Source organism: Sphingomonas sp. 2R-10 (genome assembly GCF_030062225.1).
GTDB lineage: Bacteria > Pseudomonadota > Alphaproteobacteria > Sphingomonadales > Sphingomonadaceae > Sphingomonas.
Genome location: NZ_JASCXF010000029.1, coordinates 34661 through 60011, shown reverse-complemented (window position 1 = coordinate 60011; position 25351 = coordinate 34661). Strand labels below are relative to the sequence as shown.

Genomic DNA, 25351 nt, shown 5'->3' with positions numbered 1-25351 from the left:
GGCCCCCCGCCGAATGAAGCTGCTCGGGCCTGACGACGACCGGGCCGAACGCGTCCTGACGCGCAAGGTGGTTCTTAGCATTCTCGCCGGGTCGCTGATGACGCTGATCCCGGTGATCGCGACGGTGCCGTTCCTGCCGCCGTGCGGGTTGCTGATGTTCCTCGCATGGCGACTGTTGCGCCCCGGCACGCTGCCCGTCTGGGCCGCGGCACCGCTTGGCCTGTTCGACGACCTCGTCAGCGGCCAGCCGCTGGGCAGCGCCATGCTGTTGTGGCAGGTTTGTTCGCTGATGCTCGATCTGGTCGATACCCGCCTGTTCGCGCGCGACTTCTGGCAGGACTGGCTGCTGGCGGGCGGCGCAGTCGCCCTGTGCCTGTTCGCCGGGCGCGTGTTCGCCACCGGCCTGTCGGCCCATGTCGATACCGTGCTTTTGTTCCAGACATTCGTGTCGGTGGCGTTGTTTCCGGCGGCCACGCGGCTATGTACGGCGCTTGCGGGCCGCGAGGATGAATGAGCAGGATCGTCACCGAAGCCGCACAGGCTTTCAGCTTCTCCCGGCGGGCGATGGTGCTGGGGGGCGCGCAGGTGGCGGTGGGCGTCGTCCTTGCCGGCCGCATGGCATGGCTGTCGGTCGCCGAGAACGAGCGCTATAATCTCCTGGCCGAAAGCAACCGCGTCAACCTGACCATGATTCCGCCGCGCCGCGGCTGGATCATCGATCGCAACGGCGCGCCGATTGCCAACAACCGTACCGATTTTCGCGTCGACCTGATCCCCGACCGGCTGGAGGATCGTGACCGCGTGCTGGGCGAACTGCGCCAGCTGCTGGCGCTGACGCCCGAGGACATGGCGCGTATCCAGACCGACCTGAAGCGCGCCGGCAACTTCACCCCCGTCCAGGTCGCGGAGAATCTCGACTGGGAGCGTTTCGCCGCGGTCAGCGTCCGTCTGCCCGAGCTTCCGGGGGTACAGCCGACGCGCGGCTTCTCGCGCAGCTATCCGCCGGGTGCCGCCGTCGCGCATCTGACCGGCTATGTCGGTGCCGCCACCGCCGAACAGTTCAAGGAGACGCGCGACCCGCTGATGGTCACTCCGGGGTTCAAGCTCGGCAAGGACGGCCTCGAAAAGGTGCTGGAACCGCAACTGCGCGGGACCGCCGGCGCCAAGCGGGTCGAAGTCACCGCCCGGGGACAGATCGTCCGCGAACTGGAAACCCGCCCCGACCGGCAGGGACGCAACGTCCGCCTGACGATCGACCTGGGGTTGCAGGAATTTGCCGCCCGCCGCTTCGGCCCCAATTCGGGCTCGGCGGTGGTGATGGATGCGGTTACCGGCGACGTGCTGGCGATGGTGTCGATGCCCGCCTACGATCCCAACAGCTTTTCCGACGGCATCGGCCGGCTGGAATGGAAGATGCTGTCGAGCGACGACCATATCCCGTTGATGAACAAGACCCTGCAGGGGCTGTATCCGCCGGGATCGACGGTCAAGCCGATGCACGCGCTGGCGATCCTGCGCGCCGGGATCGATCCGCATCGCCGCGTCAACTGCTCGGGCGTGCTCCAGGTCGGCACCGGCCGTTTCCATTGCCACAAGCGGGGCGGCCATGGTCCGCTCGACATGGTCGGCGCGGTCGCTCAGAGCTGCGACATCTATTTCTACACCATGGCGCGCGAACTGGGCTACGACACCTTCGCCACCACCGTTCGGCAGATGGGGCTGGGACAGAAATTCGAACTTCCGTTCCAGTCGCAACGGTATGGCACGGTGCCGGATAGCGCGTGGAAGCTGCGGAAATACAAACAGAGATGGACCGTAGCCGACTCGGTCAACGCCTCGATCGGCCAGGGCTATGTCCTGACCAATCCGCTCCAGCTGGCAGTCATGGCCGCTAGGCTGGCGCAGGGGCGCGAGGTCGTGCCGCGACTGCTGCTCGACAAGCCGCACACCCCCGCCCCGTCGATGGGCATCGACCCGGCGATGCTGGAAACGGTGCACAAGGCGACCTGGGCGGTGGTTAATGGCGGCGGCACCGGCGGACGCTCGCGATTCCAGGGGCTGCCCGGCATCGAACTGGCCGGCAAGACCGGCACGGCGCAGGTCCGTCGCATCACCATGGCCGAACGCCGCACCGGCGTACTGGGCGATGGTGCCATCCCGTTCCGGATGCGCGACCATTCGCTGTTCATCGGCTATGCGCCCGCTGCCGCACCGCGCTACGCCGTGTCGGTCGTGCTCGAACATTCCGGCCATATCTACACTGCGGCACCGATCGCCAGCGACATCCTGTCGTGGCTGTTCGATCGCGACAAGGCGATGGCGCGGCTCGAACCGCTGGAGCGCGAATGGGGCGGCGACGTACAGACGCGCATGGCCACACAGTGGCGCGCGTTCCAAGCGGAACAGGCAGCACCCGTCGCCACGGTCCCCGCGACTCCGGCCGATGTCGAGAGCGCGACCAGCAACGTCGTCGACAGTGCGGCGAACCAGAGCCAGCCCGACCCCGCGGTCGCCCAATCCAACATCACCGACCGGACCGAATGAAGCGCATCCATCAGACGACGTCGCAAGGGCTGGGCTTCGTTCCCGCCCCGCTCGCAAGGCTTCCGTGGCGGGTGCTGTTCCTGCTGCTCGCGATCGGCGGGTTCGGGCTGGTGGTGCTGTTCTCCGCCGCCGGGGGCAGCGTACAGCCCTGGGCGTCGCGTCAGGGTATCGCCTTCGCCATCTTCCTGCTCGCCGCCATCGGCATCTCGCGCGTGCCGATGAGCTTCTGGCAGGGCGTCGCCCTGCCCGCCTACGCGGTCATCGCCGTGTTGCTGGTGCTGGTCGAGCTGGCCGGCGCGGTGCGCGGCGGATCGCAACGCTGGCTCGACCTCGGCTTTATCCGCGTCCAGCCCTCCGAATTCATGAAACCGGCGATCGTGCTGGCGCTCGCCCGCTTCTACGATCTGCTCCCGGCGGGGGAGATTCGCCGGTTCGGCGCGGTCTGGCCGGCGGCGGCGATGCTTGGCATACCCGTCGTGCTGGTCATGCTGCAGCCCGATCTCGGCACCGCGTTGATGATTACCGCGGGCGGGCTGACCGTCATGTTCCTCGCCGGCCTGCCGATCCGCCTGTTCCTCGGCGGCGCGCTTGGCCTCGCCATCGCCGCGCCGCTCGCCTTCAACTTCCTGCTGCACGAATATCAGCGCAACCGCGTGCTGATATTCCTCAACCCCGAAAGCGACCCGCTGGGCACCGGCTATCATATCAGCCAGTCCAAGATCGCGATCGGATCCGGCGGCATCTTCGGCAAGGGGTTCCTGAACGGCACGCAGAGCCATCTCGACTATCTGCCGGAGGGACATACCGACTTCGTGTTCGCGACCATGGCGGAGGAATGGGGACTGGCCGGCGGCCTCCTGCTCATCACCGCGTTCATCCTGCTGGTCCGCTGGGGCGTGGGCGTCGGCGTGCGGGCCGAAAGCCGCTTCTCCAAGCTTGTCGCCGGGGGCCTCGCGACGACCATCTTCTTCTACGTCGCGATCAATCTCGCCATGGTCATGGGGCTGGCGCCAGTAGTGGGCATCCCGTTGCCGCTGGTCAGCTATGGCGGATCGGCGCAGATGACGGTGCTCGGCTGTATCGGCATCCTGATGGCGATCGACCGCGAAAATCGCGATCGCGTGCGGTTCTGAGCGCTATTTCCGCCGATCGGGAAAAATAGGGTTTGCTTAGCGGCAAAGGTTCGCTAAAGGCCCCGCTCCAACGGCGGATCGGCCCAGCCCGGCCCGCCCCATCGCCCAGGCGACGGACGCATAGCTCAGTTGGTAGAGCAGCTGACTCTTAATCAGCGGGTCCTTGGTTCGAGCCCAAGTGCGTCCACCACCTGTCCAGCGTATGGACGCATAGCTCAGTTGGTAGAGCAGCTGACTCTTAATCAGCGGGTCCTTGGTTCGAGCCCAAGTGCGTCCACCATGCCTTCCAGTCTTACTACCTTGATCCGGCGCCGCGGCTGTCGTTGCGTTGATCGTCCCCTTGCGTCGCAACGGCACCCTCGAGTTTGATCCATCCGCATGGGAACGTCACGCTGGCGAAGGCCGGGGTCTCCATCGGCTCCTGCTGCGTGCCATCGCCCGGATGACGCCCCCTTGCCATAGGGTGGATCAGACTCTGGCGAAGACTGCGCCCCCACGCGGCCCCCGCCGCGCACTACGGTCAAAAGACTACCGGCCTTCGCTGGAACCACGTCCGGTCATCTCCTCGAACACACGAAAAAAGGCGGCGACCCGTTGGGCCACCGCCTTTTCGCATTCTCCGCCATGGGCCGATGCGCCGAACGCACCGGCCCGGCCCGATCAGAAGCGGACCTTCACCGATCCGCGATAGGACTGGTTGCGGATGTCGCGTTCGATCGTGGTGTCCGCCGCCACCGAGAATTCTACGGTATCGCTGCCGAAGGCGAAACCGCCACCGACCTCACCCCAGTCGCGGTCGCGACTGGGCAGCGCGAACGCTACGCTCGGGCCGATGCCGTTGGCGAAGTTGGCGGTGAAGAATGCCGCGCGATCCTCGAACTCGCGGACATAATAGGCCGAAGCGAACGGACGGAAGCCACCGAACGCCCCGTCCAGCAATGCCCCGGCGCGCCCCTGCACGCTGGTATAGTTGTCCGCGTCGTAGCGCAGCGCCGGACCGCCGCCGGTTTCGACCGTCGGAGTGAAACCGATCTGGCTCGCCCGCACCGCGACGCGCGGGCCGATGTGCAGCCGGTCGGTCCCGAACAGGTAGCTCGCGCCGACTTCGGCCGACAGCGCCAATGCGTTGTCGCGGGCCCGCAGCGTGAACGGGGTAGCCCCCAGCGCCACGCTGCGCGTCGTGCGCGCCTGATAGACGCCCGCGCCGACCTGTGCGTCAATCGTCGCCCCCATCGCCGCCTGCGCCTTGCCGTACAGCGTGCCCTGGATCAGCTCGCCCTTCGCGGTCTGGCCGAACTGCTGCTGGCCATCGACATCGCTGTACGACAGGCCGAAGCCCAGCACCGCGCTGTCCGACAGCGCCTTTTCGAGGCCGCCGGCGATGTAGAAGCCATCGAACTCGTCGCGGCCGCCCATCGGCATCGCGCCCGGCATCGACGGTGCGCTGCCGCGGATATAGCCGCCCGCCAGGAACGCGCTGGCATCGTCGGGCAACACGCCTTCGCGGACCGAGGTAACCGCGCCGTCGGCCTGCGGTGCGACGCCCATCGACGGAGCCAGGACCGCGCCCATCACCACATCGTTGGGCCGCCCCATCACCGCCAGCGTACCGCCGAGCGGCTGCGCCGGATCGATCGCTGCCAGCCGCTCGCGATAGAAGCGGGCGACGTTATCCATCGCCGCGATGCCGATCGCGCGCTTCGTCGTCTCGCTGCGCGGGGCCAGCCCTTCCAGCGACGACTGGATCCCGGCCTGCGTCTGCAGGTCGAGGATGCCATACGCTTCCGAAACGGCGGCATAATTGCCGCGGTTCTGGTCGAGCAGCTGCGCATAGGCACGCTGCACCGGCGTGTTGGCCACGACCCCGGCATAGCTGCCCGCGTCGATCCGTGCGGTGACGCTGTTGGCGGTATAGCTCAGCACCGGCCGCAGGATGGCGCTGAGCGCACCCGGCGCCGCGAACCGGCCGCGGAGTTCGCCGGCGGTCGTCAGGATCGTGTAGCTGTCGTTGTAGCGGATGGTGCTGCCCGCGACCGGATTGAACAGCACCGATCCGCCGATGCTGGCCAGACCGTCGGTCGTGCCGTTGCGGACGACCGCGATCCGGTCCGACGCGCCGCCGCTGCCGATATCGATCGCCAGCTGCGTGCCCGACGCGAGGATCAGGTTGCCGCCGATGGTCAGCGTGCCGATCGTACCGATCGTCCCCGGCGCGATCGTGCCGCTGACGCTGGTCAGGAAGCGCGAATCGACCCGGCCCGCCCCGGTGAGCAGCCCGCCCAGCAGGAAATAGTCGCCACCGGTCCGCACGCGCCCGTCAACGATCGCCTGGCCGTTCAGCTGGTTGATCTCGATCAGGCTGGTCAGCGATCCGGCGCTGGTCACGTTCAGCCGAGCCGCGCTGTTGGCGATCGACAGGCGGTCGATCGTGGCGCTGGTGTCGAGCGTGGTCGTCCCCGCCGCGCCCAGCGTCACGTCGAAATAACGACCGACGATGCCGGATGCCTTTACCGGGTCGGTGTTGTTGGGGACGAAGTTGGTTGCCCCCGGCAAGCCGTTGGCAAGCGTCGCTGCCGCGCGCGCGACGGCCGCAGGGCCGGTGTCGACCGGATCGCGATCCACCGCCACGCCGTTCCGGTAATAGATGCCGGTCGCCAGATCCTTGCAGATCGAGCTGGTCGACGTATCGAAGCACAGCTGCCCGAAATCGCCGCCCGACCCGGCCTCACGCTGTCCGGCGGTGGTCGGCACGCCGTTCACCAGCTGGCCGCCCTGGATCACCTGATAGCTGGGATCGAGCTCGGTCTGCCAGTGCGTCGCGTCGGTCCACTTCGCATCGCCCGCCTTCGCGCTGACATAGCGATAGGGGTTCGATGCGACGATATAGTCCCAGTAGAGATAGAGCGGCTGATAGAAGGACGTCGTGCCGTAGGACGACGACGGCTGCGCATTGTAATAGCGCGTGCCGCCCGACAGCACGCCCAGCACCACCGGCTTGCTGAACGTCCGGTCGAGGATCAGCGGACCGCCCGAATCACCGCCGGCGGTGATGCCTTCCTTGGGAAGCGCGGTGTCCTTGAACAGGTTGAAATCGAACGGGCTGGCCGATGCCGTGCCGCGACGGGGATCGTCGAGGTCGGTCATGTACAGGTTCTGGTTCAGCGGACGCGACGTGTTACCGAACAGGAACAGGTCGACCTCGCTGAGCGACGTCAGCCCACCCAGATAATTTTCCGCCACGCGCCGACGATAGTCGATGCCGCCGGTATCGCCGGTCAGCCCGATGCCGTTGCGGCCATAGCCGGTGATCGTGACGTGATAGCCGGTGCCGGTCGTGCCGTTGATCGACGCGGGAGCGGGCAACGCCGAGAACAGCAGCGCCCATGCCGGGATTCCCACCGCGGGCGCGTCGAGCGTCGCGATCGCGACATCGGCCTGCAGGAAGCCGCGATTCTCGGGCGTCAGCGATTCGGTGAGGTACGAGACCTGGTTGACGTTGTAGAAGGCGTTGGCGGGCGTCGAACGGAACGCGGTGACGCCGGTGGTCGCATTGCCGAACAGCCAGTCGCGCACCCCGGGCAGGTTGTCCGCCTTGAACCCGAACGCCATCGGCGTGTTGCCGGCTTCGGTGCCATAGGCACTGGCGGCGCGGGTGTTCATGCAGTGCGCGGCGAGGATCACCATGCGCGGATTGACCAGCGTGCCGGTGCACAGGCCGAGCGAGCCACCGCCCTGGCTGATGAACATCTGTCCGACGCCGGTGATGTCGTTGGTGTCGCGCGCGGTGGTCGGCGTGCCCGGCGGATTGATGACGACCTGCGGTTCATGGATCGACGAACCGCCGGGAAGCACGCCGCCGGGCGCAACGCCGAACGGGCTGACGCTGACCGGGGCGGTGCTGACCGGCGCCGCCGATACCGGACCGGCATGGGGGGCATCGATCGATTCGACCGGGCGGTCCTGCGCATGCGCGGCGAACGGCATCACCGACGTCAGCAACGCGCAACGTACCAGTCGGCGGAATCCCCGCGAACGACCATCCAACATGCAAATCCCCTGTATCGACGGTTGGCCGCGATTGCGGCGAAGATGGTATTCTATGTCGCACCCGAACGGTGTCAATTCGCCGGTCGAATATCGATCCTCAATAAAGGCTGAAAGGCGAAGTTGTTGTAATCCGGCATCACTCGCGCAGACACGCCGATCGGCATCGCATGACGGATTCTCGCTTTCCCCCGCCGGAACAGCCGCCCCCTTCGTCACGGCGGACTTGCTGCTGGGCACGACTGCGATCGATGCGATCTACGGCTCGATCGGCTCCGGTCGCGGCAAGACGGACCCCGGAACATGTCGAAAGCTCTGCAAACGGCCTCGATCCGTACCCCGGCGAAGGCCGGTGCCCAGTTGGGGGGCATTGGCAAGATACGGAAAGGCCTTTCCGACTAAATCCCGGCCTTCGCCGGGGTACGGCGAGGCGTTGGCTCCGTTCGAGACTTTCGCAGAGGTCTCGATCAAGTCCGGGGTGACGACACAGGAGTGCCGGTCGATCGGTCGCGGGCAGGTGACCGAAAATTCATGCCGCGCTCACCGTCCCGCCCGCGCCGCGCCCCTAACCGGCGATGCAGGGTCGCGTCGTGCGGCCGTTCCAGCCCGAAGGTCGCCCGTGAGCAAACCCATCTTCTTCGATCCCACCGGCCGCCGCGGCGTCCGGGCGCGGCGCGGGGTCGCGTTTCTGATCGTCGCGGTGGTGCTGGCGGCGATCGCGTTCGCGACGACGCTGGTGCTGACCCCGCGCACGCTCGGCATGCCGTTGCCCTTCACCCGGCGGCATGGCGAAACCTTCGCCCCCCGTGGCGACGGGCTGGCGAAGCATGGCCGCTGGCTGCCGCGCAACAGCGCGCCGTCGCCCGGATCGCCGCTGACGATCGGTTTCTACGTGCCCGATGCCGAAGGCGGGCTGTCGGCGTTGCAGCGGCATATGGGCGGGCTCGACTGGGTCGTTCCGGCCTATGTGACCGTCGTCGGGCAACAAATGCACGCGGTGGACGATCCCCGGCTGACGCAGCTGCTCGCAACGACCGGGCATCCGCCGAAGCTGCTGCCGATGGTGCAGAACCTGACCGACAGGAACTGGGACGGCGCAGGCGCGGCACGGATGCTGGCCGACCCGCAGGCGCGCGCGGCCGTCGTCGCGCAGCTCGCCGGCTATGTCCGGGCGCACCGCGCCGGCGGGCTGGTGATGGATTATGAAAGCCTGCCTGCCGCCGCCGCGGCGCGGTATCCCGCATTTCTTGCGCAACTGCACGCGGCACTGCCCAGCGGTGCGGTGCTGGCGGTGACCGCGCCGGCGGGCGATTCCGACTGGCGGCTGGGCGATGTCGCACGCGCCGCCGACCGGGTGATCCTGATGGCCTATGACGAGCATTGGGAAAGCGGCGCTGCCGGGCCGATCGCGTCGCAGCCGTGGTTCGTGACCCAGGTCGAACAGGCGATGCGACAGGTCGGCCGCGACAAGCTGGTCGTGGCGCTGGGCGGCTATGCCTATGACTGGCACGACGGCGGCGCCGATGCGCAGTCGATTGAGGAAGCGTGGCTGGCAGCGCATGATTCGTCGGCACAGATCGGGTTCGATCGCGGCAGCGGCAATGCCGGTTTCGCCTATGACGACGAACGCGGCAGCCGCCATCAGGTGTGGATGCTCGACGCCGCGACCAGCTGGAACGAACTTGCCGCGCTGCGTCGCCTCGGCATCGATGACGTCGCGCTGTGGCGGCTGGGCAGCGAGGACGCCGGCATCTGGAACGACCTCGCCGCGTTCCGCACCCCGGATCGCGTGCCGCGCATCGACCGGCTGCAAAGCGCGGTCAATGTCGACGTCGAAGGATCGGGCGAGATATTGCGCATCACCAGCCGGCCGACCGACGGCCGCCGCGCGCTGCGTTTCGATACCGACGGCATGATCGCCGACGAACGCTATGCCGCGCTTCCCACCCCCTATGTCGTGCAGCGCGCCGGGGCGGCCGATCCGAGGGCGATCGCGCTGACCTTCGACGACGGCCCCGACGCGACCTGGACGCCGGCGATCCTCGACGTGCTGGAAAAGTCCAAGGTTCCCGGTACCTTCTTCGTCGTGGGTGAGAATGCGCTCGAACATCCCGGGCTGTTGCAGCGGATGGTGCGCGACGGCGACGAGATCGGCAACCACAGCTATACCCATCCCAACCTTGCCACCACCGGCGAGCGGACGACGAAGCTGGAGCTGAACGCGACCCAGCGGCTGATCGAGGCCTATACCGGACGGTCGACCACGCTGTTCCGCGCACCCTATTTCGGCGACGCCGAACCGACGACGATGGACGAGATCGCTCCGGCATTGCTGGCGCAGGATCTGGGCTATACCGTCGTCGGGCTGCACGTCGATCCCAACGACTGGCAGCGCCCCGGCACCGACGCGATCGTCCAGCAGGTCGTCCGGCAGATCGCGGATGTCAGCGCCGACAGCTCGCGCAACGTCGTGCTGCTGCACGATGGCGGCGGCAACCGGCAGCAGACGGTCGAGGCATTGCCGCGCGTGATCGCGATCCTGCGCGCGAAGGGATATCATTTCGTCACCGCGTCGCAGCTGGTCGGGGTGCCGCGTGCCGTCGCGATGCCGGCGGTGACCGGGCGCGACCTGCTGGCGGTGCGTACCGACGTCGCGATCTTCATCGTGCTGGCGGCGATCTCGGTCGCGCTGGCGTGGCTGTTCTACCTTGCCATCGGCCTCGGCATGGCGCGCGCCGTGCTGCTGGCGGCGCTGGCATGGTTCCAGTCGCGGCGGGAGCGGCCGACCCCGCCGGACCATCATCCCGGCGTCTCGGTCATCATCCCGGCGTATAACGAGGAACGGGTGATCGCCGATTCGGTCGCGCGGGTACTGGCCAGCGACTATCCCGGGTTGCAGGTGATCGTCGCCGACGACGGATCGAGGGACGCGACCAGCGCGGTGGTGCGCGAACGCTTCGTCGACGATCCGCGCGTCACGCTGCTGACGCTGGCCAATGGCGGCAAGGCGGCGGCGCTCAACCGCGCGCTGTTGCAGGCGCGGGGCGAGGTCATCATCGCGCTCGACGCCGATACCCAGTTCGAACCGGCGACGATCGCCCGGCTGGCGCGCTGGTTCGCCGACCCGGCGCTGGGCGCGGTCGCGGGCGATGCGCGGGTCGGCAACCGGGTGAATCTCGTCACGCGGTGGCAGGCGGTCGAGTATATCACCGCGCAGAATCTCGAACGCCGCGCGCTGGCCGGGTTCGACGCGATGACGGTGGTGCCGGGCGCGGTCGGGGCGTGGCGGCGCGCGGCGCTCGACGCGGTCGGCGGTTATCCGGAGGATACGCTGGCCGAGGATCAGGATTTGACCATAGCGATCCAGCGGGCCGGCTGGCGCGTCACCTACGACCCGAATGCGGTCGCATGGACCGAAGCGCCAGAGACGTTCCGGGCGCTTGCGAAGCAGCGCTATCGCTGGGCGTTCGGTACGCTGCAATGCCTGTGGAAGCATCGCCGCGTGCTGCGCACCGGCCGGCCCGCCGGCCTCGCGCGGATCGGCCTGCCGCAGGCGTGGCTGTTCCAGATCTTCTTCGCCGCGATCTCACCGCTGATCGACCTCGCGCTGCTGCTGTCGATCGTGGGCACGGCGGTGCGGGTGGCGCAGCATGGCTGGGCGCAGACCAGCGGCGATGTCGGGCAGATGGGGCTCTACTGGCTGTGCTTCACCGCGATCGACGTGGCGTGCGGCTGGGTCGCGTACCGGCTCGACGGGAACAAGGCGCGCTATCCCGCGCACCTGCTGGTCGCACAGCGGCTGGTGTACCGCCAGATCATGTACTGGGTGGTGCTGCGCGCGATCGCGTCGGCGATCGGCGGGTTCGTGGTCGGCTGGGGCAAGCTGGAGCGGACCGGGCGGGTGGCGGCGGCGTGATCTACGCCTCGTCCTCCGCCGCAAGCCGGTCGAGCCACGCCTGCGCTTGGCGCGGCTCGCCCACCGCCTGCGGGCCGACCGGCCCGCGCGAACGGAGGAACGCCTGACGCAGGTCGAACGGCGGCAGGCCGAGCTGGTCGCGCGCGGCATCGATCGCGTCGCCGATCTCTTCCAGATGGTCGATCACCGGCGCCATCGCGGCGCGGGTCCGCCGGTCGGCCTGATGGTCGAACAGGCCCCATTTGCCCGCCGCAGTACGGCGCAGCGCCTCGATCAATGCGGTGCGATATTCGTTTTCCTGCTCCAGCCGGAGGTCGTCCAGCCGGGCGAGACGATCTGCCTTTGCCATGGTGCGCTGTACGGCATCGCCCTCACCCCGCCAAGCCGGCGTCCCGGCCGATCGTCATCCGCGCGATCAGGCCGGGCGCGTTGTCGTCCAGTTCCAGCGTGCCGCCATGCAGATGCGCGACCGCCGCGACCAGCGACAGCCCCAGCCCAGCGCCACTCCCGGTCCGCGCCGAATCCAGCCGGCCGAACCGTTGCAGCGCGTCCGCCCGCCGACCGGGCGGGATGCCGGGCCCATCGTCGCTGACCGCGATCACGACCGGATCGCCTTGCGTCAGCGATATGCGGATCGTACCGCGCCCGTATTTCAATGCGTTATCGATCAGATTTGCCACCGCCTGTCCGATCATTTCGCGGTGCGCGGCGATCGTTACCGGCGCGGGCGCGTCGACCGCGATCGACAGTCCGCGGTCCTCGGCCAGCGGTTCGAACAGTTCGGCGACGTCCGCCAGCAGCGCTGACAGTTCGACCGCGACGAACGCCTCGCGTCCGATCCCGGCCTCCGCACGGGTGATGCGCAGCGCCGTGTCGAGCATCACGAGCAGCCGGTCGCCCTCGTCCATCGCGCGCAGCACCGCGACGCGCCCGTCTTCGCTCTCCGCCGCCGCCAGCGCGCGCTCCAGCGTCGCGCGCAGCCGGGTGAGCGGCGAGCGCAGGTCGTGTGCGAGACCGTCGGTCGCCAGTTTCAGTTCGCCGACCAGCGCCGCGATCCGGTCGAGCATCGCGTTGACCGATCGCCCCAGTTCCTCGAACGCGTCGCTGCCCCCGTCGAGGCGCACCCGCCGGTCGAGATCGCCGGCAGTCACCGCCGCGACCGTCTGCGCGGTGCGGCCCAGCCGCTGCGCGATCAGCCGCGCCGCGACCCAGCCGGCAAGGCCGGCGAGCAGCAGCGCGACGACCATCGCCGCGACCATCGCCTCCTCCATCGCACCGACGAACGCGCGCTCGCCCTCGATCACATGGCCGGTCAGCAGCCGCGTCCCGTCGGGGAGGGTCGTGCCGATCACTCGCATCGCCTCGGGCACGTCGCGGCGCACGCGGAAGATTTCGATCGTCGCCGGCGGCCCCGGCGTCACGTTGGGCGGCCACGCGGCGACGTTGCCGGCCAGCACGGTGCCGTCGCGGCGCATCACCAGCGCCACCGACTGCGGCCGGTCGCCATGTTCGGTCCGGAGGTCGGCGGCACGCGCCATGGCGTCGATGCCGCCCGCCGCCCATGCCTCCAGCAACGCCGCGCGCAGCCGTGCCGCCTGGTCGGTGGCATTGTCGGTCAGCCGCGTCTGGGTGATCGTGCGCACCGCCAGCAACGTCGTCGCCGCCCCGGTCAATTGGAGCGCAAAGACCAGCGCGGCGAACCGCAGCGTGGCCGACCGGTGCCAGTGCGTCAGGGCTCGACCCCCAGCTTGTAGCCCGATCCGCGCACGGTATGCAGCAGCTTGCGGTCCGCACCATCATCGATCTTGCGGCGCAGGCGGCTCACATGCACGTCGGTCACGTTGCTGCCGGGGTCGAAATGATAGTCCCACACCCCTTCAAGGAGCATGGTGCGCGTCACCACCTGTCCGGCATGGCGCAGCAGATATTCGAGCAGCCGGAACTCGCGCGGTTGCAGATCGATGGTGCGCGCACCTCTCCGCACCCGCCGCGCAAGCAGATCCATCTCGAGGTCGTCGCACGCCAGCTTCGTCTCCGCCGCCGGCCCGCCCGCCCCCTGTCGCCGGGTCAGCAGCCGCACGCGCGCCAGCAGTTCGGCGAACACGAACGGCTTGGTCAGGTAATCGTCCGCCCCCTGCGTCAGCCCCGCCACGCGGTCGTCGGGCGATCCCATCGCCGACAGGATCAGGACCGGCGTCGTCACCCCGGCGGCGCGCATCGCGGCCAGCGTCGCCATGCCGTCCATCTGCGGCATCATCCGGTCCATGACGATGCAGTCATAGCCGCCGTCAATGGCGTGGAACAGGCCATCGCGGCCGTTGCCCGCGCGATCGACCACGAACCCCGCCTCGTCCAGCCCCTTGCCGACATAGCCGGCGGTGTCGTCATCGTCCTCGACGATCAGGATCTTCACGTTGGCCCACCTCCGTCCGTCGCAATATCAGCGTCCGCGCGCCCGCGTCACCCCTTGGCGCGACATGCAGCCGCTCGACACCGCCCGGTTCCGGCATCGCCATCGTGTCGACCGACAGCGCACGCCGTCCATCAACCCGGTCGATGACGTCGCCGACCCGCAGCCCGGCACCCGCCGCCGCGCCGTCGGTGCGCAGGCTGGTGACGACCAGACCGGGGGGACCGGCGCTGGCTGCCAGCGTCGCGCCGATGGTCGCCGCGCCGGTCGGTGCCGCATCCGGCCACGCCCGGCGCGTCCCTGCCGTCAGTCCTGCCACGGCCAGTGCCAGCAGCAGGGCCGTCCGCCGCTGTGGGGTCATTCGGTCGAGCATCCGCATGATCGATTCCTTTCGGCGTCCTCCTGCCACAATGCACCCGCCCGTCCGGTGGGCAGTTCATGACGATATCGTCATGTCGGTCGACAGGCTGGCGCTCCGTCGCAATAGTGGTGCCGATGGGTACGGCCCCCGGTTGACATGGCCGCGGCGGCGTGGAGGAGATGCGCGCCATGAAGTCCCCCCGATTGCGGCCGTCGCGGCGCATAACCATCGTCGACGTCGCCCGCCATGCCGCCGTATCGACCAAGACCGTCTCGCGCGTGCTGAACGGCGAACCGCATGTGACCGATGCGGTGCGCGACCGCGTGCGCGAGGCGGTGCGCGTGCTGGACTATCACCCCAACATCATGGCGCAGGGGCTGGCGCGCCAGCGATCCTACCTGATCGGGCTGGTGTACGAAAATCCGTCGCCCAGCTACGGCGTCGACCTGCAGATGGGCGTGCTCGACCGGCTGCGCGGCGAACGCTACCGGCTGGTGGTGCTGCCGGTGCGCTCGGTCACCGAACATGCCGAAGAGGTCGTCGGGCTGCTCCGCTCGGCGGCGATCGACGGCGTCGTGCTCGCTCCGCCGGCCTCCGACAGCCGCCGCATCCTCGACGAACTGGTCGGGATCGGCATGCCCTTCGCCCGGATCTCGCCCACGCGGTTCGAGGATATCGTGCCGGGCGTCGTGGTGGACGACGTCACCGCCGCCGCGGAAGTCGCCGCCGCGGTGCTGGCGCAGGGACACCGGCGGATCGGCATCATCAAGGGCGATCCGACCCATGCGGCCAGCACCGCGCGGATGCAGGGCTATGCCGACGCCTTTGCCGCGGCCGGCGCGACGATCGACCCGGCACTGGTCGTCGACGGTCTGTTCACGTTCGATTCGGGGTTCGCCGCCGCCCGGCGGCTGCTGTCGGGGCCCGAACTGCCGACCGCGATCCTCGCGCAGAACGACGACATGGCGGTCGGCGCGCTGATGGCCGCGCGCGAGGCCGGGATCGACGTGCCCGACGCGCTGTCGATCGTCGGGTTCGACGATTCGGAGATCGCACGCATCACATGGCCGCGGATCACCACCATGCGCCAGCCGGTGTTCGACATGGCGGTCAGCGCGACGTCGCTGCTGCTCGACCAGCTGGCCGGCATACCCGTTCCGGCGAGCATCGCCCACGAACATCGCCTGATCGTGCGCGAATCCATCGCGCGGGTCCCGGTTGCCGGGCCGGATCGGCCTGCCCGATAACGGCCGGGGGCGGGGTTTCCCGACTTCCCGGACAAGCGTTCCGGGTCGGATCGACGTTCGGAATGTCCCGGTTGATCGGGATCGATGGAAGGCGCGATCGATCCCGTCCGCGGCGAGGTGGAACCCGGACCACGTCCGGGGTGACGACATGGCACGCGAATGTCGATCCGTTTCTAGGGGGGTAGCGTCCGGCCCCGACAGACAATACAGCACGCGGTATCGGGATGTCGGTCGGCCACGACCGGGTGCCGCACGACAGGTCCGGGTGCCCGCGCGGTTGCGCGGGGCGGGACCGCCCAAGGTTTAAGGGAACCGGTAGATGACCGACGAGACACAGATGGTTGCAGCCCTCGACGCGCGGGCCCGCCGGCGCGAGGACCGCCGCGATTTCTTCCGGGCCTTCGGGGCGGTCGCCGCCGTCGGCGGCGGACTGGCGCTGACCTCGTGCGGGGGCAATGACTCGTCGTCGCCCACGCCGACGCCCACCGGCACCAGCACCGCCAGCCCCACGCCGACGCCCACCCCGACGAACTCCAGCGGGTTCACCGACATCGACGTGCTGAACTTCGCGCTGAACCTCGAATATCTCGAAGCGCAATTCTATGCCTTCGCCGCCAACGGCACCGGCCTTGCCGCCACGCTGCTGACCGGTCCCAGCGGCACGACGCCCGGCGCCGTCACCGGCGGGCGCAAGGCGAACCTGACCGATCCGGTCGTCGCCAACTACGCCCGCGAGATCGCCCAGGACGAGGTCGCGCACGTCGAATTCCTGCGCAACGCGCTCGGCAACGTCGCGATCGCCATGCCGGCACTGGATATCGGCGCGACCGCGACCGGCGCCTTCTCCAACGCGGCACGGGCCGCCGGGCTGATCGGTGCCGGCGCGACGTTCGATCCGTATGAGAATGACGACAATTTCCTGCTCGCCGCCTTCCTGTTCGAGGATGTCGGCGTCACCGCCTATCGCGGTGCGCTCGGCGGCTTCGCCAACGCCCTCATCCGCCAGGCGGCAGCCGGCATCCTCGCCGCCGAATCCTATCATGCGGCGATGATCCGGTCGGCGCTCTACACGCGCGGCCTGTCCACGCCGACGCTGATCGATTCGTCCGAAGCGATCTCGAACGCGCGCGACACGCTGGACGGCGCGACCGACATCGACCAGGGCGTCCGCCCGATCGGCGACCAGTCGAACATCATGCCGTTCGATCCCGCCACCGGCCTGCCCTATGGCCGGACCACCGGACAGGTGCTCAACATCGCCTATCTGAACCGCAATGCCGTGACCTCGGGCGGGTTCTTCCCGTCGGGCGTCAACGGCAACATCAAGACCAGCGCGGCGAACTGAGCCTTTCGGGAGCGACCCAGATGACCAACGATCCGATCCTGTCCGCGCCCGAGGCCGACGACACCCGTCGCAGCCACCGTCGCGATTTCCTGCGCACCGCTGGCAGCGTGTCCGCCGCCGTTGCCGGCGCGTCGTTGCTCGCCGCATGCGGCGGCAACGACAGCAACCCCGCGCCGACGCCCACCCCGACGCCGACCGCGTCGACCACCCCCACGCCGACGCCCTCGCCGGTCAGCAACGCCGACATCCTGAACTTCGCGCTGAACCTGGCGTATCTCGAGGCGCAGTATTTCAGCGTCGTCACCACCGGTGCCGGCCTGTCCGCCGACCTGCTGACCGGGACCGGCACGCCGGGGGCCGCGACCGGCGGGCGCGCGCGCGTCTTCACCGATCCGGTCGTCGCGCAATATGCCCGCGAACTCGCCGCCGACACCCGCACCCATGTCGCGTTCCTGCGCGGCGTGATCGGTTCGACCGTCATCGCCCAGCCGGCGATCGATCTCGGCGTCACGGCGACCAGCGCATTTTCGAACCTTGCGCGCGCCGCCGGGCTCATCACCACCGCCGCCGCTACCTATGATGTGTACGAGAGCGACGAACGGGTGATGCTCGGCGCGTTCGTGTTCGCCGACGTCGCGGTCACCGCCTATCGCGGGATCGCCGCGTCGCTGACCGGGGCGGCGTTCCTCGACGCCTTGTCGGGGATGCAGGCGGCCAAGGCCTATCATGCCGGCCTCATCCGTTCGGTCCTGTACCGCAAGGGCATCGCCACCCCGGCGATCCTCGACGCGACCGAGGCACTGTCGACCGCGCGCGACTCGCTGGAGGGGGCAACCGACATCGATCAGGGCGTGAAGCCGGTCAACAACGCGTCGAACATCGTGCCGACCGACGGCAGCGGACTGACCTTCAACCGCGCGCCGGCGCAGGTGCTGAACGTGCACTATCTGACGCGCGCCTCGGTCAGCGCCGGCGGGTTCTTCCCCGCGGGTGTCAACGGACCGTTGAAGACGAGCACCGCCGCCTAACATGGCCCCGCCGCCCAGCGCCGCCGATCTTCCCGACCGGCGGCCCAGCCTGCCGGGATCGTTCCGCACCGTGCCGGTCCCGGCCGGGGCGGGGCAGTTCTGGCGCAAGCTGGGCGCATTCGCCGGTCCGGGTTATCTCGTCGCGGTCGGCTATATGGACCCGGGCAACTGGGCGACCGACATCGCCGGCGGGTCGGCGTTCGGCTATACGCTGCTGTCGGTCATCCTGCTGTCGAACATCATGGCGATGGTGCTGCAATCGCTGTCGGCCAAGCTCGGCATCGTCACCGGGCTCGACCTTGCACAGGCGTGCCGCGAATATTACCCCAAGCCGGTTCGCTGGGTGTTGTGGGTGTTGTGCGAGCTGGCGATCATCGCCTGCGACCTGGCCGAGGTGATCGGCACTGCGATCGCGCTGCAACTGCTGTTCGGCATCCCGCTGGTCTGGGGCGTGTGCATCACCGCCGTCGACGTGATGCTGATCCTGCTGCTCCAGCAATATGGCTTCCGCAAGCTCGAGGCGTTCATCGTCGCGCTGCTGATCGTGATCGCGGGCTGCTTCGCGGTCGAGCTGTTCCTGGCGCAGCCCTCGCTCGCTGCCATTGCGAACGGGCTGATCCCGCGGACGGAGATCGTGACCAATCCGGCGATGCTCTACATCGCGATCGGCATTCTCGGTGCGACGGTCATGCCGCACAATCTCTACCTCCACTCCTCGATCGTGCAGACCCGCAGCTTCGACCGCACGCCGGAGGGGCGGCGCGAGGCGGTGACGATGGCGACTATCGACAGTTCGGTCGCGCTGATGCTGGCGCTGTTCATCAACGGGTCGATCCTGATCCTCGCGGCGGCGACCTTCCATACCGCCGGGCGCACCGACGTCGCGGAGATACAGGACGCGTACCAGCTGCTGACCCCGATGCTGGGCGCGGGGGCCGCCAGCATCCTGTTCGCCGTCGCGCTGCTGGCGTCGGGACAGAATTCGACGATCACCGGAACGCTTGCCGGGCAGATCGTGATGGAGGGGTTCCTCAACATCCGCCTGCCCGCGTGGCTACGGCGGATCGTTACGCGGTTACTGGCGATCATTCCCGCGGTCGTCGTCGCCAGCATCTACGGCGAAAGCGGCACCGCACAGTTGCTGATCGGCAGCCAGGTCGTGCTGAGCCTCCAGCTGCCCTTCGCGGTCTATCCGCTGGTCCGCTTCACCGGTGACCGGGGCAAGATGGGCGACTTCGCCAACCGGCCGGTCCTGGCGCTGGCGGCGTGGACGATCTGTGCTGCGGTGATCGTGCTCAACTCGGTGCTGCTGTATCAGGTCGCGACCGGCTGATCGGGCACAGGGCGCTTTCCTACTTCGCCGGATCGTGCATGTTCGGCCGGTCGATCGAACCGACGCGAACCCGAAGACAAAAATCCATACCGTGCCAACTTCCGCGCGCACATTTCCCTGCAATGTCCTGTAAAACAATACACTCCACCCGCCGTCGAACATACCGTACCGCCAACTTCGCCAACTTTCGCCACTGGACAGCCATTACGGTTGCGCTATGAAACTCATATGGCGCTTCCTCCCCTGTTCGACACGCTGACGCTTCCGGTCATCGGATCGCCGCTGTTCATCATCTCCGGCCCCGACCTGGTCATCGCCCAGTGCAAGGCCGGGATCGTCGGCTCGTTTCCGGCGCTGAACGCCCGGCCGCAGGCCGAGCTCGACGAATGGCTGCACCGCATTACGGAGGAACTGGCCGCGCACGATCGCGCCCATCCCGACCGCCCCGCCGCGCCCTTCGCGGTCAACCAGATCGTCCACCGCTCGAACGACCGGCTGGAGGCCGATCTCGCCACCTGCGCGAGGTGGAAGGTGCCGATCGTCATCACGTCGCTGGGTGCGCGCGAGGACCTGAACACCGCCGTCCATGGCTGGGGCGGCATCACGCTGCACGACGTCATCGACGATCGCTTCGCGCACAAGGCGGTGGAAAAGGGCGCTGATGGCCTGATCCTCGTCTGCACCGGCGCCGGCGGCCATGCCGGGCGGCTGAACCCCTTCGCCTTCGTGCAGGAGGTGCGCCAGTGGTTCGACGGTCCGCTCGCGCTGTCGGGGGCGATCGCCAATGGCGGCGCGGTGCTGGCGGCGCAGGCGGCGGGGGCCGACCTCGCCTATGTCGGCTCCCCCTTCATCGCGACGGCCGAAGCCAACGCCGTGGCCGCGTACAAGCAGGCGGTGGTCGATGGCCGCGCCGACGACATCGTCTACAGCAACCTGTTCACCGGGGTGCACGGCAATTACCTGCGCGGGTCGATCGTCGCCGCCGGGCTCGATCCCGACAAGCTGCCCGACAGCGACGCCTCGGCCATGAATTTCGGTGCGGGGGCCAAGGCGTGGAAGGACATCTGGGGCGCCGGCCAGGGCATCGGCGCGGTCGATGCCGTGCTGCCCGCCGCCGATCGCATCGCGCGGATGGCGCAGGAATATCAGGCCGCCCGCAACCGCCTGTCGCTATAGCTGCATCGCAAGGCGTTCGAACATCGCGCGCGCCGGGCTGGCGGCGGGAGGATCGTAGCGCGATCGTTCGATCCGCTCGGCCCGACGATACAGGTCGATGCTGCCGCGGATCAGCGCGCGCGTGCCCGGCGGCATCGTCGCCACCACCGCGTCCTCGCTCACCGGCGCCGTCGCCAGCGACCGCAGCGGATCATCGGCCAGCGTCGACGCGATCTCGCCCGCGTCGACGGCCTTCTGCGTCAGCAGCCATGCGATGACGTGCATCAGCCGGGTCGTGATCTTCAGCGACTCGCACGACAATATGACCCGCGTCATCGGGTCGAGCGCGGCGCGATCGCCCCCGCTGTCCTCGTTGAAATAGGCGCGCGCCTCGTCCGCCAGCACCATCGCCTCGACATAAAGCGAATCGATCAGCCGGCGGCGGGCATCGGCTGCGGTGCCGCGTGTTTCCATGGGTGCTGTGTTGCCACGCGACCGGATGGGACGAAAGAGGGCGTTCAACACCCCCCTCTCTCATTCGTCCCTCAACGCGACGATCTGGGACCGCCGCCTGTGCTCAGGCGATGATATCGGGGATCAACTGATCCTCGACCGCCGCGATCTCGTCGCGCAGGCGCAGCTTGCGACGCTTCAGCCGGGCGATCTGCAACTGGTCGGCCTGCGCCGTCGACGTCAACGCCGCGATGGCGTCGTCCAGGTCGCGATGCTCGATCCTGAGCACGCCCAGCCGCTGTTCGAGATCCGATTCGTCCATGGGCGGGCACTCTCGCTTGGGGACGGAGCGCTGGCAACGGCCCGTCGGCGATTTTCGCACGTCGTATCGAAAAACCCGCCAGCCATGGCGACAATTCGCGACTGCTGTGTTCTACTCATTCCCCCAACAGCCAAGCAGGAGGATGCAACGATGCAGTCTGCCCACCTCAACGCCCTCGAAGCGAAACATGCCACGCTCGACCGCCAGATCGCGGCCGAAACGCAGCGGCCCTCGCCCGACCACTCGCTGCTGTCCTCGCTCAAGAAACGCAAGCTTATGGTGAAACAGGAAATGACCGCCCTGTAACGCCAGCGCGCGGGGTCGATCGGCCCCGCGCACCGGTCGCGCGGCGAGGATCAATCCTCGCGCGACACCTTTTCCTGCCGCTCGTGCCGGCTCTGCGCCTCGACGGTCATCGTCGCGATCGGTCGCGCTTCCAGGCGACCCAGTGCGATCGGCTCCCCGGTCACTTCGCAATAGCCATATTCGCCTTCATCGATCCGGCGGATCGCCGCCTCGATCTTGGAGATCAGCTTGCGCTGGCGATCGCGGGTGCGCAGTTCGATCGAGAAGTCGGTCTCGCTCGACGCGCGATCGGTCAGGTCCGCCTCGCGCAGCGATTCGTTCTGCAGATGCGTCAGCGTATCCTGCGCCTCGCGATGGATCGCTTCCTTCCATGCCAGCAGCTTGGCCCGGAAATAGGCCTGCTGGCGGGGGTTCATGAACGGTTCGTCCGCTTGGGGACGATATCCGGTGCCATCGTCGTTCGCCGGCGGCGGTGGCATGTCGAGAGGTTGTGTCGTGTCGCTCAAAACCGTAGCCATCCCCATTCTCCACCCCGGAACGTCCCCGCACCTCTTCGGCGCAGAATCGCCCTCTCTTTTGTCCGCGCGCCTATATCGGGCAGGGGGCAGCTTCACAAGCGCCGCGGAACAAAGGACGAAGTACCCGGAGGACAGGGTGGTTCGGCAGGATTTGGACAGTATCCGATTTCGTCCCTTTACGGTACGTTAACCGTGCCGACCTTGTAGCGCCCCGCATATTTCACCGATATGACCGCGATATTGGCGTGCCACGGCTTGAACTTTACGGTTTCTTTCGCCTTGGTGCGGCATAACGAACCCGAACGCGGCATCCAGCCGGGGGTACAGGGTTCTTTTGGGAAGAGTGGTGCTGCATGTCGGTGAAGATGGCATTGGCGAAACTGTGCGCATGTGCCTGCGGGGGTGCGGTGATCGGCGGGGGTGCGGTGCACGTCGCCGAATCGTCGCAGAACCGTGAGATCACGAAGCGCGCGATCACCAAGCGCGTCATCACCAAGCGCGTGGCCGCCCGTCCGGCGCCGCGCCGTGTCGTGAAGCGGATCGTGACCCGGACCAAGACGGTGTGCGCGCCGACCGTGGTGACCGTCGCCAGCCAGGCGGCCCCCGTTCCCCTGCCCCCGGCCTTTGCCGGTGCGGAAATGCCGGTATTGTCGGGTGGCGGCTTCGGCCCCGGCCCGGTGCTGGTCGGCGGGACCGGCGGCGGCGGCATCGGCGGCGGGTTCTTCGCCGGCGGGTTCTTCGGCGGCGGCAGCGGATCGGGCGGGTCGAGTGGCATCGTCGTCTCGTCGACGTCGAGCACCAGCGGTTCGACCTCGACCTCGGCCGGCGGGTCGTCGACCAGCACCGGCGGTGTGTCGAGCACCAGCAGCACCTCGTCCGCATCGGGCGGGAGCAGCGGCAACGTCTCGACCTCGTCCAGTGGCAACGTCTCCACGTCGTCCAGTGGCAACGTGTCGACGTCTACCTCGTCGAGCGGCAACGTGTCGACCAGCACCTCGTCGGCGTCGTCGGCCTCGACCAGCGCATCGACCTCGTCGGCCTCGTCGACGTCGACCTCCTCGTCGTCGAACGGCTACCCGCCGCCCGATCCACCCCATCCGCCCCATCCGCCCGGCCCTCCGACGCCGGTGCCGGCCCCGCCGATGCTGCTGCTGTTCGGTGGCGCCGCGGCGGCGCTGGTGCTGCGCAAGCGTTTCTCGCGGAAAGCGGCGGCAGCAGCGTGACCCAACGCCACGCACGTCGCCCCGGCGAAGGCTGGGGCCTCGAGCGGCTCCCATCCCGTGCTTTCACCGTGAGATCCCAGCCTTCGCCGGGATGACGTATGCGGCAGGATAGCAGGCCCGGTTGTCGGCGCTCGTTTGCCGACCCGCTCCGAACCGAACCACACCGGGCCGCGCGGGCAACCGCGCGGCCCGTCGCGCGTCAGGCTGCGGAGATCAGCTTCTCGATCTGATCGACCGGATGACCGGTCAGGTCCTTGTCCAGTTCGCCCGTCAGCTTGTCGCTGACCGCCTTGTGGTAATGTTTGCGCATCTCGCCCAGCGTCTTGGGCGGGGCGACGACGATCAGCGATTCGAAGTCGTTGGCCAATGCCCGCTTGCGCAGCAGCTCGGCGGCTTCGGCGGCGAACCGGTCCTCGGCCTGCTGGTGGTAATCGGTCTCGCCCATCGTGCCGCCGGTGGTCGACGACGCCTGTCCCGCCGCATCGGTCTTTTGATGGCGGTCGGCCGGGTTGGCCTGCTGGTGCTGGTCCTCGACGATCAGGTTCGGCGTGTTCGCGTCGCCTTCGTTGCGGAAGAACAGCATCTTGCGACCATCGGCTACCAGTACGCAGGCGTCATGGGGTATCCGCATCTCACTCTCCTCAAAGCATGTGGACGGACCAACGCATCGGCGGGCGGGGCGGTTGCGGCTTGCATGGCTCCGAACGGCTCGCCATAGCCCGGCCATGCACGATATCCGCCTGATCCGCGACGATCCCGCCGCCTTCGACGCCGCCCTTGCCCGCCGCGGCGTGGAGCCGCGCGCCGCCGCGATCGCCGCCCTCGACGAACGCCGCCGCGCGCTGCAGACCGAGATCCAGACCGGACAGGCGCGCCGCAACGAAGCGTCGAAGGCGATCGGCGCGGCCAAGGCGAAGCGCGACGAGGAAACCGCCGCCGCCTTGATGGCAGAGGTCGCCGCGCTCAAGGAACGGATGCCCGAAGTCGAGGTGCACGAAGCGGCGCTCGGCACCGAACTGGCCGACACGCTGTCGACCATCCCCAACCTGCCGCTCGCCGACGTGCCGCAAGGGGCGGGTGAGGACGAGAACGTCGTCGAAAAGACCGTCGGCGATCCGACCGCCTTCGGCTTCGAGGTGCGCGAGCATGACGCGATCGGCCCGGCGATCGGGCTCGACTTCGAAACCGGGGTCAAGCTGTCGGGTGCGCGCTTCACGCTGGTGCGCGGTGCCGCGGCCCGGCTGCACCGTGCGCTGGGCCAGTTCATGCTCGACACGCTGACCGGCATTCACGGCTATGAAGAGGTCGTGCCCCCGGTGCTGGTGCGCGGCGAGGCGCTGTACGGCACCGGCCAGCTGCCGAAATTCGCCGAGGACCTGTTCCGGACCACCGGCGACCACTGGCTGATCCCGACCGCCGAGGTCTCGCTGACCAACATCGTGGCGGGTGAAATCCTCGCCGAGCGCGAACTGCCGCTGCGCTTCACCGCGCTGACCATGTGCTTCCGCTCCGAAGCCGGCGCGGCCGGCCGCGACACGCGCGGCTTCATCCGCCAGCACCAGTTCGAAAAGGCGGAAATGGTGTCGATCACCACCCCCGACCAGTCGGATGCCGAGCATGAACGCATGACGCAGGCGGCGGAGGATATCCTCAACCGCCTCGTCCTGCCGTTCCGCCGGATGAAGCTGTGCACCGGCGACATGGGCTTTTCGGCGGCGCGCACCTACGACCTCGAAGTCTGGCTGCCGGGGCAGCAGCGCTATCGCGAGATTTCGAGCTGTTCGACCTGCACCGATTTCCAGGCGCGCCGGATGAACGCGCGCTACCGGCCGGAGGGGGAGAAGGCGACGCGCTTCGTCCATACCCTCAACGGTTCGGGGCTGGCGGTCGGCCGCACGCTGGTCGCGGTGCTGGAGAATTACCAGCAGGCCGACGGCTCGGTCGTCGTGCCGGAGGTGCTGCGTCGCTATGTCGGACAGGAAGTGCTGACGCCCGCCGGCTGACGGCTTTCCG

The 25351-nt window shown here is 68.3% G+C and carries 21 protein-coding genes and 2 tRNA genes; 14 read left to right on the top strand and 9 right to left on the bottom strand.

Annotation, left to right across the window (positions count from 1 at the left end; translation table 11 throughout):
* From mreD to QLH51_RS14060, 5 genes are all read left to right on the top strand, one after another.
* Window positions 1–514, top strand: a 514-nt coding sequence (gene mreD, locus QLH51_RS14080; RefSeq protein ID WP_206429187.1) for a rod shape-determining protein MreD, incomplete at its 5' end; no start/stop codon positions are given.
* Entirely contained in the window at window positions 511–2544 is a 2034-nt protein-coding gene (gene mrdA / locus QLH51_RS14075; RefSeq protein ID WP_125660472.1) for a penicillin-binding protein 2, read from the top strand. The genes mreD and mrdA, both read left to right, overlap by 4 nt.
* Window positions 2541–3677: a rod shape-determining protein RodA gene (gene rodA, locus QLH51_RS14070; protein ID WP_125660469.1), complete on the top strand. Its 1137-nt coding sequence runs from the start codon at window positions 2541–2543 to the stop codon at window positions 3675–3677. The genes mrdA and rodA overlap by 4 nt, the downstream gene beginning before the upstream one ends.
* A gap of 114 nt (window positions 3678–3791) precedes the next feature.
* Window positions 3792–3867 (top strand) — tRNA-Lys (locus QLH51_RS14065).
* Window positions 3868–3881: 14 nt separating this feature from the next.
* Window positions 3882–3957: transfer RNA gene (locus tag QLH51_RS14060), tRNA-Lys, on the top strand.
* 380 nt (window positions 3958–4337) lie between these two features.
* Here QLH51_RS14060 and QLH51_RS14055 read toward each other — a convergent pair.
* Window positions 4338–7724 carry an autotransporter domain-containing protein gene (locus QLH51_RS14055; protein ID WP_206429186.1) on the bottom strand — a complete coding sequence of 1129 codons (3387 nt, stop codon included), beginning with the start codon at window positions 7722–7724 and terminating at the stop codon, window positions 4338–4340.
* A gap of 616 nt (window positions 7725–8340) precedes the next feature.
* Here QLH51_RS14055 and QLH51_RS14050 point away from each other — a divergent pair.
* Complete coding sequence (locus QLH51_RS14050) at window positions 8341–11637, top strand: glycosyltransferase (protein WP_125660466.1); 3297 nt, start codon at window positions 8341–8343, stop codon at window positions 11635–11637.
* Window position 11638: 1 nt separating this feature from the next.
* On the opposite strand, the gene QLH51_RS14045 is transcribed toward QLH51_RS14050, so the two are convergent.
* Genes QLH51_RS14045 through QLH51_RS14030 form a run of 4 tightly spaced genes read right to left on the bottom strand, consistent with a single transcriptional unit; the run spans window position 11639 to window position 14426 of the window.
* Entirely contained in the window at window positions 11639–11986 is a 348-nt protein-coding gene (locus QLH51_RS14045; protein ID WP_125660463.1) for a hypothetical protein, read from the bottom strand.
* 22 nt (window positions 11987–12008) lie between these two features.
* Window positions 12009–13310 carry a sensor histidine kinase gene (locus QLH51_RS14040; protein WP_206429185.1) on the bottom strand — a complete coding sequence of 434 codons (1302 nt, stop codon included), beginning with the start codon at window positions 13308–13310 and terminating at the stop codon, window positions 12009–12011.
* Between the two features lie 56 nt (window positions 13311–13366).
* On the bottom strand, window positions 13367–14050 hold the full coding sequence (locus tag QLH51_RS14035; protein WP_125660457.1) for a winged helix-turn-helix domain-containing protein: 684 nt from the start codon (window positions 14048–14050) through the stop codon (window positions 13367–13369).
* Window positions 14022–14426, bottom strand: coding sequence for a PDZ domain-containing protein (locus tag QLH51_RS14030; protein WP_125660454.1), 405 nt, complete (start codon window positions 14424–14426; stop codon window positions 14022–14024). The genes QLH51_RS14035 and QLH51_RS14030 overlap by 29 nt, the downstream gene beginning before the upstream one ends.
* A gap of 170 nt (window positions 14427–14596) precedes the next feature.
* On the opposite strand from QLH51_RS14030, the gene QLH51_RS14025 reads away from it, so the two are divergent.
* The 5 genes from QLH51_RS14025 (at window position 14597) to QLH51_RS14005 (ending at window position 20537) form a co-directional block, all read left to right on the top strand.
* Entirely contained in the window at window positions 14597–15655 is a 1059-nt protein-coding gene (locus QLH51_RS14025; RefSeq protein WP_125660451.1) for a LacI family DNA-binding transcriptional regulator, read from the top strand.
* A 319-nt stretch (window positions 15656–15974) separates the two neighbouring features.
* On the top strand, window positions 15975–17000 hold the full coding sequence (locus QLH51_RS14020) for a ferritin-like domain-containing protein (RefSeq protein WP_125660448.1): 1026 nt from the start codon (window positions 15975–15977) through the stop codon (window positions 16998–17000).
* A 20-nt stretch (window positions 17001–17020) separates the two neighbouring features.
* Window positions 17021–18028, top strand: a complete 1008-nt coding sequence (locus QLH51_RS14015) for a ferritin-like domain-containing protein (protein WP_125660445.1) — start codon at window positions 17021–17023, stop codon at window positions 18026–18028.
* Window position 18029: 1 nt separating this feature from the next.
* The gene (locus tag QLH51_RS14010; protein WP_125660442.1) at window positions 18030–19361 is read left to right on the top strand and encodes an Nramp family divalent metal transporter; all 1332 of its coding nucleotides are present in this window, start codon (window positions 18030–18032) and stop codon (window positions 19359–19361) included.
* 228 nt (window positions 19362–19589) lie between these two features.
* Window positions 19590–20537: an NAD(P)H-dependent flavin oxidoreductase gene (locus QLH51_RS14005; RefSeq protein ID WP_125660439.1), complete on the top strand. Its 948-nt coding sequence runs from the start codon at window positions 19590–19592 to the stop codon at window positions 20535–20537.
* Here the strand turns inward: QLH51_RS14005 and QLH51_RS14000 are convergent.
* Together QLH51_RS14000 and QLH51_RS13995 are read right to left on the bottom strand one after the other, a co-directional pair.
* A complete protein-coding gene (locus tag QLH51_RS14000) occupies window positions 20532–20990 on the bottom strand; it encodes a DUF1465 family protein (protein ID WP_125660436.1) in 459 nt (152 codons plus the stop codon). The genes QLH51_RS14005 and QLH51_RS14000 overlap by 6 nt on opposite strands.
* A gap of 103 nt (window positions 20991–21093) precedes the next feature.
* Window positions 21094–21291: a YdcH family protein gene (locus tag QLH51_RS13995; protein WP_125660433.1), complete on the bottom strand. Its 198-nt coding sequence runs from the start codon at window positions 21289–21291 to the stop codon at window positions 21094–21096.
* Window positions 21292–21375: 84 nt separating this feature from the next.
* Here QLH51_RS13995 and QLH51_RS13990 point away from each other — a divergent pair, with 84 nt between their 5' ends.
* A complete protein-coding gene (locus QLH51_RS13990) occupies window positions 21376–21597 on the top strand; it encodes a YdcH family protein (protein ID WP_336620703.1) in 222 nt (73 codons plus the stop codon).
* Window positions 21598–21647: 50 nt separating this feature from the next.
* On the opposite strand, the gene dksA is transcribed toward QLH51_RS13990, so the two are convergent.
* Window positions 21648–22115: an RNA polymerase-binding protein DksA gene (gene dksA, locus QLH51_RS13985; RefSeq protein ID WP_125660427.1), complete on the bottom strand. Its 468-nt coding sequence runs from the start codon at window positions 22113–22115 to the stop codon at window positions 21648–21650.
* 365 nt (window positions 22116–22480) lie between these two features.
* On the opposite strand from dksA, the gene QLH51_RS13980 reads away from it, so the two are divergent.
* Window positions 22481–23338, top strand: coding sequence for a hypothetical protein (locus QLH51_RS13980; protein ID WP_283514624.1), 858 nt, complete (start codon window positions 22481–22483; stop codon window positions 23336–23338).
* Between the two features lie 199 nt (window positions 23339–23537).
* On the opposite strand, the gene QLH51_RS13975 is transcribed toward QLH51_RS13980, so the two are convergent.
* Window positions 23538–23969 (bottom strand): host attachment family protein, encoded by a 432-nt coding sequence (locus QLH51_RS13975; RefSeq protein WP_125660425.1) that lies wholly within the window; start codon window positions 23967–23969, stop codon window positions 23538–23540.
* A 94-nt stretch (window positions 23970–24063) separates the two neighbouring features.
* Here QLH51_RS13975 and serS point away from each other — a divergent pair, with 94 nt between their 5' ends.
* Window positions 24064–25341, top strand: coding sequence for a serine--tRNA ligase (gene serS, locus QLH51_RS13970; protein WP_125660422.1), 1278 nt, complete (start codon window positions 24064–24066; stop codon window positions 25339–25341).
* The last annotated feature ends 10 nt before the right edge of the window (window positions 25342–25351 follow it).

Coding starts and splice junctions, on each gene's coding strand:
- QLH51_RS14045 (WP_125660463.1), bottom strand. CDS start 11,986: ATGGCAAAGGCAGATCGTCTCGCCCGGCTGGACGACCTCCGGCTGGAG.
- dksA (WP_125660427.1), bottom strand. CDS start 22,115: ATGGCTACGGTTTTGAGCGACACGACACAACCTCTCGACATGCCACCG.
- rodA (WP_125660469.1), top strand. CDS start 2,541: ATGAAGCGCATCCATCAGACGACGTCGCAAGGGCTGGGCTTCGTTCCC.
- QLH51_RS13990 (WP_336620703.1), top strand. CDS start 21,376: ATGGCGACAATTCGCGACTGCTGTGTTCTACTCATTCCCCCAACAGCC.
- QLH51_RS14010 (WP_125660442.1), top strand. CDS start 18,030: ATGGCCCCGCCGCCCAGCGCCGCCGATCTTCCCGACCGGCGGCCCAGC.
- QLH51_RS13995 (WP_125660433.1), bottom strand. CDS start 21,291: ATGGACGAATCGGATCTCGAACAGCGGCTGGGCGTGCTCAGGATCGAG.
- QLH51_RS14055 (WP_206429186.1), bottom strand. CDS start 7,724: ATGTTGGATGGTCGTTCGCGGGGATTCCGCCGACTGGTACGTTGCGCG.
- QLH51_RS14005 (WP_125660439.1), top strand. CDS start 19,590: ATGGCGCTTCCTCCCCTGTTCGACACGCTGACGCTTCCGGTCATCGGA.
- serS (WP_125660422.1), top strand. CDS start 24,064: ATGCACGATATCCGCCTGATCCGCGACGATCCCGCCGCCTTCGACGCC.
- QLH51_RS14020 (WP_125660448.1), top strand. CDS start 15,975: ATGACCGACGAGACACAGATGGTTGCAGCCCTCGACGCGCGGGCCCGC.
- QLH51_RS13975 (WP_125660425.1), bottom strand. CDS start 23,969: ATGCGGATACCCCATGACGCCTGCGTACTGGTAGCCGATGGTCGCAAG.
- mrdA (WP_125660472.1), top strand. CDS start 511: ATGAGCAGGATCGTCACCGAAGCCGCACAGGCTTTCAGCTTCTCCCGG.
- QLH51_RS14025 (WP_125660451.1), top strand. CDS start 14,597: ATGAAGTCCCCCCGATTGCGGCCGTCGCGGCGCATAACCATCGTCGAC.
- QLH51_RS14000 (WP_125660436.1), bottom strand. CDS start 20,990: ATGGAAACACGCGGCACCGCAGCCGATGCCCGCCGCCGGCTGATCGAT.
- QLH51_RS13980 (WP_283514624.1), top strand. CDS start 22,481: ATGGCATTGGCGAAACTGTGCGCATGTGCCTGCGGGGGTGCGGTGATC.
- QLH51_RS14030 (WP_125660454.1), bottom strand. CDS start 14,426: ATGCGGATGCTCGACCGAATGACCCCACAGCGGCGGACGGCCCTGCTG.
- QLH51_RS14015 (WP_125660445.1), top strand. CDS start 17,021: ATGACCAACGATCCGATCCTGTCCGCGCCCGAGGCCGACGACACCCGT.